A 14,329-nucleotide genomic window follows, 5' to 3' on the forward strand; every position below is an offset into this window, starting at 1 on the left:
CCATTTTGCCGCGAAACTCGATGCATCTATCCTGTTGCCCGACGACGAAGCGCGCCTATGATGCGACGAGATCGTTCGAAACCTAGGATAGTGTTCGCATATGGCTTTGAAAATGACCGCGCTTGCGGGTGTCGCTGCAATCGCCCTCGTCTCGCCCGCCATGGGCCAGACGCAGCGGCCCGCTACGCCCACGGCAAAGCCGGCGCCGGTCGCAGAGCTCGTGAAGTCGGTCGATATCCCCTACCAGCAGTTCACGCTGAAGAACGGCCTGCGCGTCGTCGTGCACACCGATCGCAAGGCGCCCGTCGTGGCAGTGTCGGTCTGGTACAACGTCGGCTCGAAGTTCGAGCCCAAGGGCAAGACCGGCTTCGCGCATCTGTTCGAACATCTGATGTTCAACGGCTCCGAGAACGCACCGGGTGATTTCTTCGAGCCGCTGAAGCAGGTCGGCGCGACCGACTACAACGGCACGACCTATTATGATCGTACCAATTACTTCGAGACGGTGCCGACCGCTGCGCTCGACCGCGCGATGTTCCTCGAATCCGACCGCATGGGCTATCTCACCGGTGCGATCACGCAGGGCGTGCTCGACGAGCAGCGCGGCGTCGTCCAGAACGAAAAGCGCCAGGGCGACAACCAGCCTTACGGCCTGACCGAGTACAAGATCACCGAGGGGCTGTTCCCCGCCACGCACCCCTACGGCCACACCACGATCGGCTCGATGGCGGATCTCGATGCGGCGTCGCTGCAGACGGTGAAGGACTGGTTCAAGGATCATTACGGCCCGAACAACGCGGTGCTGGTGCTTGCCGGCGACGTCGATGCGGCGACCGCGAAGCGTCTCGCCGAGAAGTATTTCGGTGGCATTCCCAAGGGCGCCGAGAGCATCGTTCCCCCGGCACCGATCCCGACGCTGCCGGCGCCGGTGAGCGAGACGATCAAGGACCGTGTCGCCGCGGTGATGATCAGCCGCAACTGGGTGGTCCCCGGCCTCAACGACAAGGACGGCACCGCGCTTAGCGTCGCGGCGGGCGTGCTTGGCGGTCTCGCGAGCAGCCGGTTCGACACCGCGCTGGTCAAGAAGGAGAAGCTGGTCACGCGCATCTCCGCGTCGAACAACAGCTTCAGCCAGCTCGGCATGTTCCAGATCGAGGCGATCGTCCGGCAGGGCGTCGACCCTGCGCTCGTGTCGAAGCGGATCGACGAGATCCTCGCCGACTTCCTCAAGAACGGCCCGACCGCCGACGAGGTCAGCCGCGTCGCCACGACGACTGCATCGCGCACGATGGAGGGTCTCGAGTCCGTCGGCGGGTTCGGCGGCAAGGCGGTGACGCTCGCCGAAGGCGCGCTCTATTCGAACGATCCCGGCTATTACAAGAAACAGCTGTTGCAGCTGGCCGCCGAGACGCCCGCGAGCGTGAAGGCCGCCGCGGCGAAGTGGCTGTCGCGCCCGGCCTATTCGCTGACCGTCGTACCGGGCGCGCGCGATGCGTACGCCAACGCGGTTGTGCCGCCCAAGGTCGACGTCGTGCCCGCACCCGAGGCGCCGCCCAAGGGGACGCGTGGGCCGTTGCCCGGCGTCGGCACGGTTGCCGGCCTGAGCTTCCCGAGCGTCGAGCGCACGCGCCTGTCGAACGGTATCGAGCTTGTCTACGCACAGCGCACCGCGGTGCCGGTGACGCAGGCGGTGCTGAGCTTCGATGCGGGCGTGGCGGCGGACGTTCCGACCAAGCTCGGTACGCAGAAGCTGACGCTGTCGATGATCGACCAGGGCACCGCGACGCGCGATTCGGTCGCGCTGGCCGAAGCCAAGGAGCGGCTCGGCGCGGAGATCGGTTCGGGCGCGTCGAACGACCGGACCTTCCTGTCGTTGCAGGTGCCGAGCGCGAACCTCGCGCCCGCGGTCGACCTGTTCGCCGATATCGCGCAGAACCCGGCCTTCGCCGATGCCGAGGTCGCGCGCGTCAAGAACCAGCAACTCGCGCAGATCGCGCAGGAACTGACCAGCCCGCAGGGGTTGGCGACTCGCGTCCTGCCGAAGCTGCTCGGGCCGACCTCGCCCTATGCCAAGGCGCAGGGCAGCGGCGATCCGAAGGCAGTCGCAGGGCTAACCCGCGCCGATCTGGTCGCGTTCCAGCAGGCGTGGCTGCGGCCGGACAAGGCGAAGATCTTCGTCGTCAGCGATCGTCCGCTCGCCGAAGTGAAGGCCGCGCTCGATACGCGGTTCGGGACGTGGCGGCCGACGGGGGCGCCGGGCGTCAAGGCGTTCCCGGCGACGGTGACGCCGTCCGCGCCGAAGATCGTGCTGATCGACCGGCCGGACAGTCCGCAGTCGCTGATCATCGCCGGCATCCCGACCGGATTGAAGGGCACGCAGGACCTGCTGCCGATCGCGACCGCGAACGATGCGCTCGGCGGCAGCTTCCTCGGCCGCGTCAACATGGACCTGCGCGAGAGCAAGCATTGGTCCTACGGCGTCTCGGGTCGCTTCCAGCAGTCCGAGAATGCCGCGCCGTACATCCTGTCGGCACCCGTCCAGGCGGACCAGACCGGTCCGTCGATCGCTGCACTGCGCAGCGATGTCGCTGCGTTCCTCGGCAAGGAGCCGATGACGCAGGCGGAGTTCGACCGCGCGATCAACGGCGCGATCCGCTCGCTGTCGGGTAATTTCGAGACGTCGGACGCGGTACTCGGCGCGATGCAGCAGAACGACCTGCTCAAGCGGCCCGACAATTACTACGCGACGATCACGCAGCGATACCAGGGGCTTAACCTGCCTCAACTCAACACCGCGATCCAGCAGGCGATCGATCCAGGCAAGACGATCTGGGTCGTGGTCGGCGACGCCAAGACGGTGCGCCCGCAGCTTGACAGCATCGGCCTGCCGGTCGAGGTCATCCCGGCGGCGTCGGTAGCCGGCGCCAAGTAGTTCAGGAGAGAGTGCAATGGCAAACGTCGATGGCAGCTGGGATTGCGTGGTCAAATCGCCGCTGGGCGATCAGAAGATGACGCTGACCGTCAACAGCGCCGGTAGCACCTTCACCGGTGCGGTATCGGGCGCGATGGGTGGCATGGACGTAACGGGTGACGTCGATGGCGACACGATCACCTGGAAGCAGAGCATGACCGTGCCGATGCCGATGACGCTCGACTGCAAGGCGACCGTCGAGGACGACGTCCTCAAGGGCAGCGTCGCGGCCGGCGCTTTCGGCAGCTTCCCGTTAACCGGTACGCGTACGGCCTGACCGGAAGGCCAGTATCCGAGACCTGAAGGGCCCGTCTTTCCAGACAGGGAGAGGCGGGCCTTTTCATGGACATGGATACAATCCGGGATTTCGCGTCGGCGATAGAGTTGATCGTGAGTCGCGCCGCGATCCGATCGGCACCACCGGGCGATCGTTCCTAGATGAGCCTGCAGTCGATACGATCGAGATATCTGCCCAGATCGATGTCAAAACTGTACAAAACTCTAAAACACGGCGATGTAACTGGTTCTTAGGAGGCTGTAGGCCAAGGTCTGCGCGAACAGCCGCCGGGACCGCCAATGAAACGTCTTCCCCTGATCGCCCCGAACCCGCCGCGCCTGAGCGAGCATCTCGATGCGCTGCGCCGCGTCGAGGAGTCGGGGGTGTTCAGCAACAATGGCCCGGAGGTGCGCGCGTTCGAGGCAGGCGTGACCGAGACGCTGTTCGGCGGCCACGGCGCCAGCCTCGCGGTCGGCAGCGCGACGCTCGGCCTGATGCTCGCGATCCGTCACGCATCGGGCATGCGGACGGGTAACCTCGACCCCAAGCCCGGCACGCTGGCGCTGATGCCCGCGATGACGTTCGCCGCGACCGCACAGGCGGCGGCATGGGCGGGTCTGACGCCGCTGATCTGCGATATCGATCCCGACGACTGGGGCGCATGCGCGCGCGACGAGGAGCGGCTGCTGCACCGCCACGGCGATCGGATCGGCGTGGTCGTGCCCTATGCCACCTTCGGCAACGCGATCGACCTCGATCGGTACGCGCATTACCAGAGGCGCTACGGCGTCGGCATCGTGATCGACGCGGCGTCTTCGCTCGGCACGCGCGACGACGCGGGCGAGGGGTTCGGCGCGCGCGCGCCGTTCGCGGTGGTCCACTCGATGCACGCGACCAAGACGTTCGCGGTCGGGGAGGGCGGGCTGGTCCACAGCGGCGACGTCGACCTGATCGCGACGCTGCGCGCGATGGGCAATTTCGGGTTCGAAGGCAGCCGCAACGCGACCCTGCCCGGCATCAACGCCAAGCTGCCCGAGATCCTCGCGATCATGGCACAGGCCAAGCTCTCCGAGATCGACTCCATCACCGCGCACCGCGCCCATCTCGAAGCGACCTACCGCGAGACGCTCGCGACGTTCCAGCTCCAGGCGGTCTCGGGCCAGCGCCGCGCGATGCAGTTCATGCCCGTGCTGCTGCCCGAGCGTCTCGCGCATCACCGCGACGCGATCGTCGAGGGGATCGAGGCACAGGGCATCGGCTGCGGCCGGTATTTCAGCCCGCATCTCGGCGAACAGCCCTGGTTCCAGGCGACCGCGGTGATCGAGGCGACGCCCGTCGCGGACAGGATCGCCGGGCGCATGCTGTCGTTGCCGATCACCGATGCGATGACCGTCGCGGATGTGCAGCGCGCGGCGGGTGCGGTGGTGAACGCCTGCGCGGCGATCGTCCGGCCGCGCGATCGGCGTGCCTCGGTGCGCGGTGCTGGGGGCACGGTCGCGTCGGTGATCGTGATCGGCGGCGGTCCGGCGGGGACGGCGATGCTGACCTCCGCGACCAAGCGCGGCCTGCTGCCCGATCTCGCCGCGTCGGGGCTGATGGTGATCGAGCGCGGTGGCGCGATCGGCGGCGGGCAACTCGGCCGTTACGCGATCACCTCCGATTCGACCGCGGATACCTTCCTGAGCAGCGTGCGCGACAATATTCATCCCGAACTCGCGCGGCTGGTGGATCATCCCGCCGGGCGTGCGGTAGCCGCGCATCAGAACGCGCTCGGCGTGCCGCTAGCCGAGGTCGGCCCGTTGCTGCGCGCCACCGGCGACCGGCTGACCGATATCGTCCGCGAAAACGGCGGAACAGTGCTGGTCGGGCACGAGGCGCTCGGCGTGAAGCGGGTCGGCGACGCGCTGTGGAGCGTACAGCTCCGACGCGTGGCCGACGGTCATGTCTTCGAACAGGTCGCGTCCAGCGTCGTCGTCGCGACCGGCGGCCATCAGCCGCTCGATCGGCTCGCGACGCAGCGTGTCGCCGGCGCGCGCCTGATCGATCTCGCATCGGGCAAGCTGCTGCAATCGGACGATGTCCTGACGCTCGGTGGCTTCGACAAGGTCGTCGATCTGCTCGCGGGCAAGCGCAACCCGCGGATCGCGGTGATCGGCGGGTCGACCAGCGCGCTGACGACGATCGCGCTGTTGTTGAAGAGCCAGCCCGCGTTGCCGCTCGGCGCCGGCGCCATCACCTTGCTGCACCGGCGACCGCTACGCCCCTTCTACCATTCGGCGGCGGCCGCGCATGCCGAAGGGTTCACCGATTTCGGTCCCGACGACATCTGCCCGGTGTCGGGCTTCGTCTATCGCCTCGCCGGATTCCGCCTCGAGGCCCGCGAACTCGTCGTCCGGATGCTCGGGATCGATGGCCGCGTACCCGATCCACGCGTCGCGCTTCACCGGATCGCAGGCGACGACGATGCCGGCGCCCGCGCGTATATCGAACAGGCGGACATCGTCATCGCCGCGCTCGGCTACCGCCCGATCGCGATCCCGATCGCGGACCGTGACGGCAGCCCGATAGCCTTGGCGGCGCATGACGGCCGGCCGATGGTCGATCGGCACTGCCGAATCATGGATGCTGCCGGCATGCCGATCGCCGGGCTCTATGGCTTGGGACTCGCGGCCGGTTTCGTGCCCTGGGGCCCGCTCGGCGGCGAATGCAGCTTCACCGGGCAGGCCAACGGCCTGTGGCTCTGGCAGAACGCGGTCGGATCGATGATCGTCGACCAGGTGATGGAAGCGCAGGTAAAGGCCGCCGCCTGATCGGACGGCCCCCTGGCAGACGTCGGGTTACACCTTTGCGGCGTAGATCATCCGGCCGGCACCGAGCCGTGCGAACACCTGGTCGAGATCGCGCTCGCCGACTGCGAAGCACCCCTGGCTGCGACCCAGCATGCCGTGGCTCTCGATCATGTCCTTGTTCGCATACCACGCCGAATGCACCACGATCGCACGATCGAGCGCATTGTCGTTGGTCGGGTCGAGCCCGATCAGGCGCTGCGAGCGGCCATGCTTGCCGACATAATAATCGTCGGTGACGAACGCGCCCTCGGACGAGGCGTTCGAGCCGAAGCGGTTCGAGAAGCGCTCCAGATACCCAGTATGCGCCGGATCCGAGCCGCTGCCGTGCGCGACCAGCAACGAAGTGCTGCGCCCGCTGGCGAGATCGATGAAGTGGAAGCGCGGCTTGCCCGACGGTGCCGCGAAATCGGCGATCGCGATGCGGTCGTGATGCTGGATGCGGCTGCCGTGACGGCTCAGCGACGCCATTGCCTGGCGCAGCAGATCGGGACGGACCACCTTCGGCGACGTCAGTGCGACCGTCGTCCGCGGCAGCGGTGGCTGCGTCATCGGCTTCAGATCACGTGCGGTCAGCGGACGTCCGAGACGCGTCGTCGCCGACACTGCCCCCGGCACCGCCAGAGCCCCCGCCAATACCAAACCATTCTTCAGAAGCGCGCGTCGTTCGCGCACAAGACCTTGCTCGTCGTGCATCGATTTTCCCGAAATTGCCCCATTTCTTGGAGACCCGTATAGCCGATTTTCCGTGAATATTCTGCAACCATTTCCACTGGTTGTGGGTCCGTTCCCTCGAACTACCCCGGCTTGGGGTCGGTTCGTCGACTCAATCCTCCGACGGCACGTTTTGATGAATCGCGCGTTGGGCGAAAATATCGGGGATTCGAGAACGGACGCGACGATGCGCATGATGGCGAACAGGATGGTACGGTCGGTTACGGCAATGGGGCTGGCCTTGTCGCTATTGGCGGGCGCAACCTCCGCACTCGCCGCGTCGACCGCGACGCTTGCCGCGATGCCGATCGAGCAGGCCGCGACCGAACTGTCGCCGAACCAGTTCGTCTGGAAGGACAATGGCTCCAGCGAGCCCGTCAGCATCGTCATCAGCCTGCAGGATCAGCGCGCGTTCGTCTATCGCGGGTCGACGATGATCGCCGCGACGACGATCTCCAGTGGCAAGGATGGCAAGGACACGCCGGTCGGCACCTATCCGATCCTGCAGAAGAACGCGGTCCATAAGTCGAGCCTTTACGACGATGCATCGATGCCGTTCATGCAGCGGCTGACTTGGGACGGCATCGCGATCCATGCGGGCCGCAACCCGGGCTTCCCCGCGTCGCACGGCTGCATCCGCGTGCCGCTCGGCTTTGCCAAGCAGTTGTTCGGGGTGACGACGCTGGGGACGACCGTAACGGTGACGGACGATTTCGAGGGTGGGATGATCCCGGAGGCGCTGGTCGCGGATCAGGAGACGGCCGTAGCGAACCTGCGCCAATCGATCTCGCTGGAGCAGTGACCCGGCGATAGGCGAAGGCGGCGCTCTCTTACTCGTTCTCCCGCGAAGGCGGGAGCCCAGGCTGGGTCCTCGCCTTCGCGGGAAAACAAACTTGAGGGCAGGGTAGTAGCTAAGCCGCGATCGGGAGCCCAAGCTCGACCAACCGCGCACGAAAATCCGCCGCATCGGTAAACAGCACTGATTCGATTCCCAATGCCCGCGCCGCCGCCACGTTTGCCGCATTGTCGTCGACGAACACGGCCTCCTCCGCCGCCAACCCGAATCGCTCCAGCGCCAGTCGATAGATCGCCGCATCCGGCTTCACCATCTTCTCCTCGCCCGACACGACCACGTCGCGGAACCGGTCGAACAGATGCGCTTCAAGCGCGCGGAAGGGTGGCCAGAACTCGTGGCTGAAGTTCGTGATTGCGAACAGCGGTACGCCGGCCGCGTCCAGCTCCTCGACGATCTCGTGCATCCCGCCGATTCGCGCACCGATGCTCTCGTTGAATCGCGGCCCCCAGGCAGCGATCAGGTCGGCATGCTGCGGATACAGCGCGGCCAGCTCCGCCGAGGTGTCGGCGAAGTCGCGGCCAGCGTCGTGCTGGAAGTGCCAATCGATCGTCACGACGTCGCGCAGGAACGCGTCGAGCGCCCGATCGTCGTCGATCAGGCGCTCGTACAGGATCCGGGGATCCCAGTCGTAAAGGACACGGCCGACGTCGAAAATGACGGCGGTAATCAGGGCGTTAGCCCTGGCGTGCCTTGAAGCGACGGTTGGTCTTGTTGATGACGTAGGTACGGCCACGACGACGGATCACGCGGTTATCGCGGTGACGATCCTTGAGCGACTTCAGGGAATTGCGGATCTTCATGATCGATTCGCTTCTTTTCAAATCTAGGTGTGCGGAAAGACGGGATCGCCTAATGGCGGGGTGTGTCCAAGTCAAGCAACGGACACGCTCATACCATCCGGGAACCCACTCGGCTGGTCCGAGCGTTACTATAGCGCAACATTCTAAGGAAGTCCCGATGGCGGTTCGTTCGATCCTGGTCCTGGCGCTAGCAAGCGCATCCCTCACCGCGTGCGCGACCGGCCCGTCGCTGCCGCCAACCGAGGTGCTGCGCTATCATCTCGGCGAGCCGATCGACCGCGGTACCATCGCCGTCCAGCCGCTGACCGCCGGCGGCCCGGCCAGCATCGAGTTCAAGACCTATGCCGCCGCCGTGCAGGGGCAGTTGCTCCAGGCCGGCTACAGCGTCCCCGCACCCGGCACGAAGCCGCTGCTGGTCGCCACCGTAGGCTTCACCCGCACCACGCAGGCAGCCCCCCCCAAGCAGTCGCCTTTCAGCATCGGCATCGGTGGCGGCGGCTTCAGCGGGGGCGGTGGTCGTCGCGGCGGCGGTGGCGGCGTCGGGCTCGGCGGCGGGGTCGGCTTCCCGATCGGCGGCGGTGGCAGCACCGCGATCCTCGTCTCCGAACTGTCGGTGACGATCAAGCGCAGCGCCGACCAGTCGCCCGTCTGGGAAGGCCGCGCCCAGTCGTTCGCCGACGCCCGCAAGGCCGACGCGACGACCGATATCCAGGCCGGAAAGCTTGCACGCGCGCTCTTCGCAGGCTTCCCCGGCGAGTCCGGTCGCACTATCCAGGTGAAATGAACGCCCCAAGAGAAGCGAACGCAAACGCCATGAGCCCGACCGTCAACGCTGCCTTCGATGGCGGCAACATCCGTGTTGTCGCCATCGAGGGAGACCGAATCGACCTGGAGATCGTCACCGATTTCCAGTCCGATTTCTTCCAGTGGTTCTATTTCCGCGTGGCGGGCGCTGCCGGACGGACGCTGACCTACCGTATCCTGAATGCGGGCAAGTCGGCCTATCCGTTCGGCTGGCCGGGATACAAGACGCGCGCCAGCACCGATCGCCAGACGTGGCGGATGATCGAGACACGCTATGACAATGGCGTGCTCGAATTCGACTTTACCGCCGATACCGATCTCGCCTGGTTCGCGTATTTCGCGCCGTATACAATGGAAATGCACGAGGCACTGGTGGCGCGCACCGCGCTATTGCCGGGCGTCGCACACCGCGAACTCGGCCAGTCGCTCGACGGGCAGGCGATCGACTGCTTCACGATCGGGTCGGGCCCCAAGCAGGTCTGGATCTATGGTCGCCAGCACCCCGGCGAATCGATGACCGAATGGTGGATGGAAGGCGCACTGGAGCGGCTGACCGATTCGGCCGATCCGATCACGGCGGACCTGCTGGCGAAGGCGACTTTCAACGTCGTCCCCAACATGAACCCGGACGGCACGCGCCGCGGTCATCTGCGCACCAATGCCGTCGGGGTGAACCTCAACCGCGAATGGCACACGCCGACGCCGGAGAAGAGTCCCGAAGTCCTGTTCGTGCGCAACGCGATGGACCTGACCGGCGTCGACGTCGCGATGGACATCCACGGCGACGAGGCGATCCCGGCGAATTTCATCGCCGGCTTCGAGGGCATCCCGTCCTGGACCGACGCGCACGGCGAGAAATTCTACGAATACGGCCGTCGTCTCGCGGCGCACACGCCCGATTTCCAGACCGAGAAGGGCTATCCCAAGTCCGCCCCGGGCTCGGCGAACCTGTCGATGTCGACCAACCAGCTCGCCGAGCGCTTCGGTGCGGTGTCGATGACGCTGGAAATGCCGTTCAAGGATCACGATGCCAATGCCGATCCCGAGTTCGGCTGGTCGCCCGAGCGCTCGAAACAGCTTGCTCATGCGATGCTCGAGACGCTTGCCGGCATGATCGACGAAATCTGAGCTGATAACAATGGCTTGGTACGGTCTGGAGGCTTGGGTCCAAGCGCTGCGGACCGTGCCTAGGCCTAACCTTATCCTAACCTTTGAACCCTTCCGTTCAGTCCCGCCATCGCAGGAGCCCGAATGCCGACCCTAGTCCTGATCCGCCACGGCCAGTCCACCTGGAACCTCGAGAACCGCTTCACTGGCTGGTGGGACGTCGACATGACCGCCAAGGGAGAGGCGGAAGCCAAGGCCGCCGGCGAGCTGATGGCCGCCAAGGGCCTCGATTTCGACCAGACCTTCGTCAGCCTCCAAACGCGGGCCATCAAGACGCTCAACATCGCGCTGGAGGCGATGGGCCGGCTCTGGCTCCCGGTCGAGAAGGACTGGCGTCTCAACGAGCGTCACTACGGCGGCCTTACCGGCCTCGACAAGGCCGAGACCGCAGCCAAGCACGGCGATGCGCAGGTCCATATCTGGCGCCGCAGCTTCGACGTCCCGCCGCCCGTACTCGACGACGGCAGCGAGTTCGACCTGTCGAAAGACCGGCGTTACGACGGCATCGCGATCCCCAGGACCGAGAGCCTCAAGGACACCATCGCCCGCGTCCTCCCCTATTGGGACGAACGGATCGCCCCCGCGTTGAAGGATGGCCAGCGTATCCTGATCTCCGCCCACGGCAACTCGCTCCGCGCGCTGGTCAAGCACCTCTCGAACATCCCCGACGACGAGATCACCAGCCTCGAGATCCCGACCGGCCAGCCGATCGTCTACGAACTCGACGCCGACCTGAACGCAACGGACCGCTATTACCTCAGCGAGCGCTGACACCGCCCCGCAAGCGACACCACCCCGGCGAAGGCCGGGGCCCAATTGGAAAGGTGGCAGTAACGGAGCGCCGCCACCGGTTAGCTCCGTTTCTCAATTGGACCCCGGCCTCTGCCGGGGAGATGCGGTTTTACGTAGCACTTACTGCCCACCAACAACATTGCTCAATCCCCGCCACGTCGCTAGGCACGGCGCTCCTTGAATCAGGGGGCGATCGTGGCTCTAGTCGGCATCATCATGGGCAGCACTTCCGATTGGGAGACGATGCGCCACGCCGCCGAGACGCTCGACGCGCTCGACGTCGCCTACGAGACCAAGGTCGTCTCCGCACACCGCACCCCGCAGCGCCTCTACGACTATGCGACCACCGCCGCCGACCGCGGTCTCAAGGTGGTGGTCGCCGGTGCAGGCGGCGCGGCGCACCTCCCCGGCATGGCCGCCTCGATGACGCATCTCCCGGTGCTCGGCGTCCCCGTCGAATCGAAGGCGCTGAAGGGTATGGATAGCCTGCTCTCGATCGTCCAGATGCCCGGCGGCATCCCGGTCGGCACGCTCGCGATCGGCAAGCCCGGCGCGATCAACGCAGGCCTGCTCGCCGCCGCGATCCTCGCGACCTCCGACGACGCGCTCGCCGATCGCCTCAAAGCCTGGCGCGCCGCACAGACCGACTCCGTTGCTACCGACCCCGCCTGAAAGACGCTGACATGACGCCGCTTCCCCCCGGATCGACCATCGGCATCCTCGGTGGAGGCCAGCTCGGCCGCATGCTCGCGACCGCCGCGGCGCAGCTCGGCTATCACACGCACGTCCTCGCGCCCGACCAGGAGAGCGTTGCCGCACAGTCCGCCTCGACGATGACGCGCGCCGACTATCACAACCGCATCGTCCTCGCAGACTTCGCCGACGCCTGCGACGTCATCACCTACGAGTTCGAGAACATCGCGGTCGAGCCCGTGGAATGGCTCGCAGACCGCGTCCCCGTCCACCCGAGCCCCCGCGCGCTCCGCGTCGCCCAGGAGCGGATCGGCGAAAAACGCTTCGTGGAGAGCGTCGGCGGCCGTCCGGCACCGTGGGCCGCGGTCGACAGCCTCGAAAGCCTGCAAGCGGGCCTGGAGACGATCGGCACCCCCGCCATCCTCAAGACCGCCCGCTTCGGCTATGACGGCAAGGGCCAGGTCAAGATCGACACTCCGGATGGTGCGCAAGCCGCCTGGGACACGATCGGCGGCCCCGCGGTACTCGAAGCCTTCGTACCGTTCGAGCACGAGTTCTCGATCCTGATCGCCCGGGGCATCGACGGCAGCATCGCGCGCTACGACCCGCCGCTCAACGTCCACCGCGACGCGATCCTCCGGCATTCCACTGTGCCCGCACCCGCCGAGGTACTGGCCCAAGCCGACGAAGCCGCCGCGCTGGCGCAGCGGATCGCCGCCGAACTCGACTATGTCGGCGTGCTGGCGTGCGAGTTCTTCGTCGGCGCCGACGGCCCGGTCTTCAACGAGATGGCCCCCCGCGTGCACAATTCCGGCCACTGGACGATCGAAGGCGCCGAATGCTCGCAATTCGAAAACCACATCCGCGCGATCTGCGGGCTGCCGCTCGGCGCGACGACGCTGACCGGGCGCGAAGCGACGATGGAAAACCTGATCGGTTCGGACGCGGATCGTTGGGTGGAGTTGCTCGCCGAGCCCAGCGCGCACCTGCACTTGTATGGCAAGGGTACCGCACGGCCGGGGCGGAAGATGGGTCACGTCACCCGGATCCGCCGCTAAAGGCTCCCCATCAGGGGGATACCCCCCAATTCCGTTAGAGACTCCCTGCGTTCGCCCTGAGCGAAGTCGAAGGGTGTGCCCCAAGCGAAGGTGCTTCGACTTCGCTCAGCACCAACGGGTTTTGGGCAGCATTATGCGTTCCTCAGAGAGTAGGACGGCAGTGCTGATCACAAGGTGAGAAAATGGTGCCCGGAGACGGGGTCGAACCGCCGACACTGCGATTTTCAGTCTGTTGCTTCGTTATGCCGAGACATGCCGAGAAGTGCCGAAACATTGCAACTTCAATATGTTATGAGGGCTTCATCGTTTTTGTCGTGCCGAGGAATACCGGCAAATGGCGGGAAATTCCGTGCACAATTACACAGGAATTACGGTGAACTTAGTGCGCTTGGGTAGGCCGTTAAGCTTGTCGTTGCCGCCGTTGCGACGTTCAATTATCAATCGAGTTAATGGGTGCAACCGTTCATTTCCCCGTCTTAATGAACCCGTAAAGGCGGCGGCACGCAGGCGTTCGCCGCGTGGCGCTTAATGGGACGTAGATCGGTAATCGGTGTCACGGATCGGTCTGATAGAGCCTCTTCCCCCACTGAGCCCACGTCTTCGAGTTTGTCAGCCTTGACGGCGTGACGGTTAGATCAGAAACAGGGCTGATAAGTTTCAAAGTGTGGATCACGCTTTCAGAGACTGCCGGCGGCAGCCAAGGATTAAGGACAATCCTTGAAATCCACTCCGGATCGATGGGCAAGTAATGTGCTTCATTATCAGGACAGGCACCCTCGTATATTATTCGAAACTCTTTTTCTGGCTTAAAGCCCGAGCGCTTCAAAAAAGGAAGATCACGATGATTGTAGTCGCTGATCTTAATTTCGTCGAGTGATATATAGTCCATTGCTCTATATCGGTATTTAGGCTGCTCAATTACCGCATCCAGCAGTGGTCTTTTGTGAAAATCAATAAAACAGCCATCTGCCGAGTCCGTAAACACCTTCCAGTGATGGTAGGTTTCTGGACTTTCAGTACAGCACAGCGCCCGCAAGTTCGAGCATTCCGACTTCTTCTTATAAAGACGCATAAATTCTGAGTCGTTTTTATCGTCCCACTTTCTAGGGTCGAGGAAAGCAAGCCGCCGTTTGTATAGTACATCGATAGCGGAGCCGATGGTGCCATAGCGACGTAACAAATTCTTGCGGGGAACTTTCTTCATGTGCCAATTATGCCAGCTTGGTAGGCCGCAGGAAAGCTATCACTGAAACGATTCAAACCGTTGGTCCGTTTGCGATGAGGGAAACGGGACCAAAAACGGCGGGTTTTACCTCGCCTCGAACGCAAGCGACCATCCATTGCCCTGATA

Annotated in this window: 13 protein-coding genes; 9 read left to right on the forward strand and 4 right to left on the reverse strand. The window is 64.9% G+C overall.

Going from position 1 to position 14,329, the window contains the following annotated elements:
* Positions 1-100: 100 nt before the first annotated feature.
* The 3 genes from C8J45_RS12590 (at position 101) to C8J45_RS12600 (ending at position 6,058) form a co-directional block, all read left to right on the forward strand.
* On the forward strand, positions 101-2,932 hold the full coding sequence (locus C8J45_RS12590; RefSeq protein ID WP_107963504.1) for a pitrilysin family protein: 2,832 nt from the start codon (positions 101-103) through the stop codon (positions 2,930-2,932).
* Between the two features lie 16 nt (positions 2,933-2,948).
* Positions 2,949-3,248: a hypothetical protein gene (locus tag C8J45_RS12595; protein ID WP_060525867.1), complete on the forward strand. Its 300-nt coding sequence runs from the start codon at positions 2,949-2,951 to the stop codon at positions 3,246-3,248.
* Positions 3,249-3,547: 299 nt separating this feature from the next.
* Positions 3,548-6,058, forward strand: coding sequence for a DegT/DnrJ/EryC1/StrS family aminotransferase (locus tag C8J45_RS12600; protein WP_107963505.1), 2,511 nt, complete (start codon positions 3,548-3,550; stop codon positions 6,056-6,058).
* A 27-nt stretch (positions 6,059-6,085) separates the two neighbouring features.
* On the opposite strand, the gene C8J45_RS12605 is transcribed toward C8J45_RS12600, so the two are convergent.
* Positions 6,086-6,790, reverse strand: coding sequence for a murein L,D-transpeptidase catalytic domain family protein (locus C8J45_RS12605; protein WP_107963506.1), 705 nt, complete (start codon positions 6,788-6,790; stop codon positions 6,086-6,088).
* A 226-nt stretch (positions 6,791-7,016) separates the two neighbouring features.
* On the opposite strand from C8J45_RS12605, the gene C8J45_RS12610 reads away from it, so the two are divergent.
* Positions 7,017-7,610 carry a L,D-transpeptidase family protein gene (locus C8J45_RS12610; protein WP_258191434.1) on the forward strand — a complete coding sequence of 198 codons (594 nt, stop codon included), beginning with the start codon at positions 7,017-7,019 and terminating at the stop codon, positions 7,608-7,610.
* A 109-nt stretch (positions 7,611-7,719) separates the two neighbouring features.
* On the opposite strand, the gene C8J45_RS12615 is transcribed toward C8J45_RS12610, so the two are convergent.
* Together C8J45_RS12615 and ykgO are read right to left on the reverse strand one after the other, a co-directional pair.
* Positions 7,720-8,334, reverse strand: coding sequence for an HAD-IA family hydrolase (locus C8J45_RS12615; protein ID WP_107963548.1), 615 nt, complete (start codon positions 8,332-8,334; stop codon positions 7,720-7,722).
* A 4-nt stretch (positions 8,335-8,338) separates the two neighbouring features.
* Positions 8,339-8,464, reverse strand: coding sequence for a type B 50S ribosomal protein L36 (ykgO, locus tag C8J45_RS12620; RefSeq protein ID WP_003046794.1), 126 nt, complete (start codon positions 8,462-8,464; stop codon positions 8,339-8,341).
* 157 nt (positions 8,465-8,621) lie between these two features.
* On the opposite strand from ykgO, the gene C8J45_RS12625 reads away from it, so the two are divergent.
* From C8J45_RS12625 to C8J45_RS12645, 5 genes are all read left to right on the forward strand, one after another.
* Positions 8,622-9,248 (forward strand): DUF4136 domain-containing protein, encoded by a 627-nt coding sequence (locus C8J45_RS12625; protein WP_107963507.1) that lies wholly within the window; start codon positions 8,622-8,624, stop codon positions 9,246-9,248.
* 29 nt (positions 9,249-9,277) lie between these two features.
* A complete protein-coding gene (locus C8J45_RS12630) occupies positions 9,278-10,396 on the forward strand; it encodes a M14-type cytosolic carboxypeptidase (protein WP_107963508.1) in 1,119 nt (372 codons plus the stop codon).
* Between the two features lie 123 nt (positions 10,397-10,519).
* Entirely contained in the window at positions 10,520-11,206 is a 687-nt protein-coding gene (gene gpmA, locus C8J45_RS12635; protein WP_056052480.1) for a 2,3-diphosphoglycerate-dependent phosphoglycerate mutase, read from the forward strand.
* Positions 11,207-11,443: 237 nt separating this feature from the next.
* A complete protein-coding gene (purE, locus tag C8J45_RS12640; protein ID WP_107963549.1) occupies positions 11,444-11,899 on the forward strand; it encodes a 5-(carboxyamino)imidazole ribonucleotide mutase in 456 nt (151 codons plus the stop codon).
* 11 nt (positions 11,900-11,910) lie between these two features.
* Positions 11,911-12,978 carry a 5-(carboxyamino)imidazole ribonucleotide synthase gene (locus tag C8J45_RS12645; protein ID WP_107963509.1) on the forward strand — a complete coding sequence of 356 codons (1,068 nt, stop codon included), beginning with the start codon at positions 11,911-11,913 and terminating at the stop codon, positions 12,976-12,978.
* Between the two features lie 553 nt (positions 12,979-13,531).
* Here the strand turns inward: C8J45_RS12645 and C8J45_RS18930 are convergent.
* The gene (locus C8J45_RS18930; RefSeq protein WP_146168619.1) at positions 13,532-14,182 is read right to left on the reverse strand and encodes a hypothetical protein; all 651 of its coding nucleotides are present in this window, start codon (positions 14,180-14,182) and stop codon (positions 13,532-13,534) included.
* Between the last annotated feature and the right edge of the window lie 147 nt (positions 14,183-14,329).

Source organism: Sphingomonas sp. PP-CE-3G-477 (genome assembly GCF_003050745.1).
In the GTDB taxonomy this organism is placed as follows: Bacteria; Pseudomonadota; Alphaproteobacteria; order Sphingomonadales; family Sphingomonadaceae; genus Sphingomonas.

Bases quoted from the DNA above. Each gene is read 5' to 3' on its own strand.
- C8J45_RS12590 (WP_107963504.1), top strand. From the start codon at position 101: ATGGCTTTGAAAATGACCGCGCTTGCGGGTGTCGCTGCAATCGCCCTC.
- C8J45_RS12595 (WP_060525867.1), top strand. From the start codon at position 2,949: ATGGCAAACGTCGATGGCAGCTGGGATTGCGTGGTCAAATCGCCGCTG.
- C8J45_RS12600 (WP_107963505.1), top strand. From the start codon at position 3,548: ATGAAACGTCTTCCCCTGATCGCCCCGAACCCGCCGCGCCTGAGCGAG.
- C8J45_RS12605 (WP_107963506.1), bottom strand. From the start codon at position 6,790: ATGCACGACGAGCAAGGTCTTGTGCGCGAACGACGCGCGCTTCTGAAG.
- C8J45_RS12610 (WP_258191434.1), top strand. From the start codon at position 7,017: ATGGTACGGTCGGTTACGGCAATGGGGCTGGCCTTGTCGCTATTGGCG.
- ykgO (WP_003046794.1), bottom strand. From the start codon at position 8,464: ATGAAGATCCGCAATTCCCTGAAGTCGCTCAAGGATCGTCACCGCGAT.
- C8J45_RS12625 (WP_107963507.1), top strand. From the start codon at position 8,622: ATGGCGGTTCGTTCGATCCTGGTCCTGGCGCTAGCAAGCGCATCCCTC.
- C8J45_RS12630 (WP_107963508.1), top strand. From the start codon at position 9,278: ATGAGCCCGACCGTCAACGCTGCCTTCGATGGCGGCAACATCCGTGTT.
- gpmA (WP_056052480.1), top strand. From the start codon at position 10,520: ATGCCGACCCTAGTCCTGATCCGCCACGGCCAGTCCACCTGGAACCTC.
- purE (WP_107963549.1), top strand. From the start codon at position 11,444: ATGGGCAGCACTTCCGATTGGGAGACGATGCGCCACGCCGCCGAGACG.
- C8J45_RS12645 (WP_107963509.1), top strand. From the start codon at position 11,911: ATGACGCCGCTTCCCCCCGGATCGACCATCGGCATCCTCGGTGGAGGC.
- C8J45_RS18930 (WP_146168619.1), bottom strand. From the start codon at position 14,182: ATGAAGAAAGTTCCCCGCAAGAATTTGTTACGTCGCTATGGCACCATC.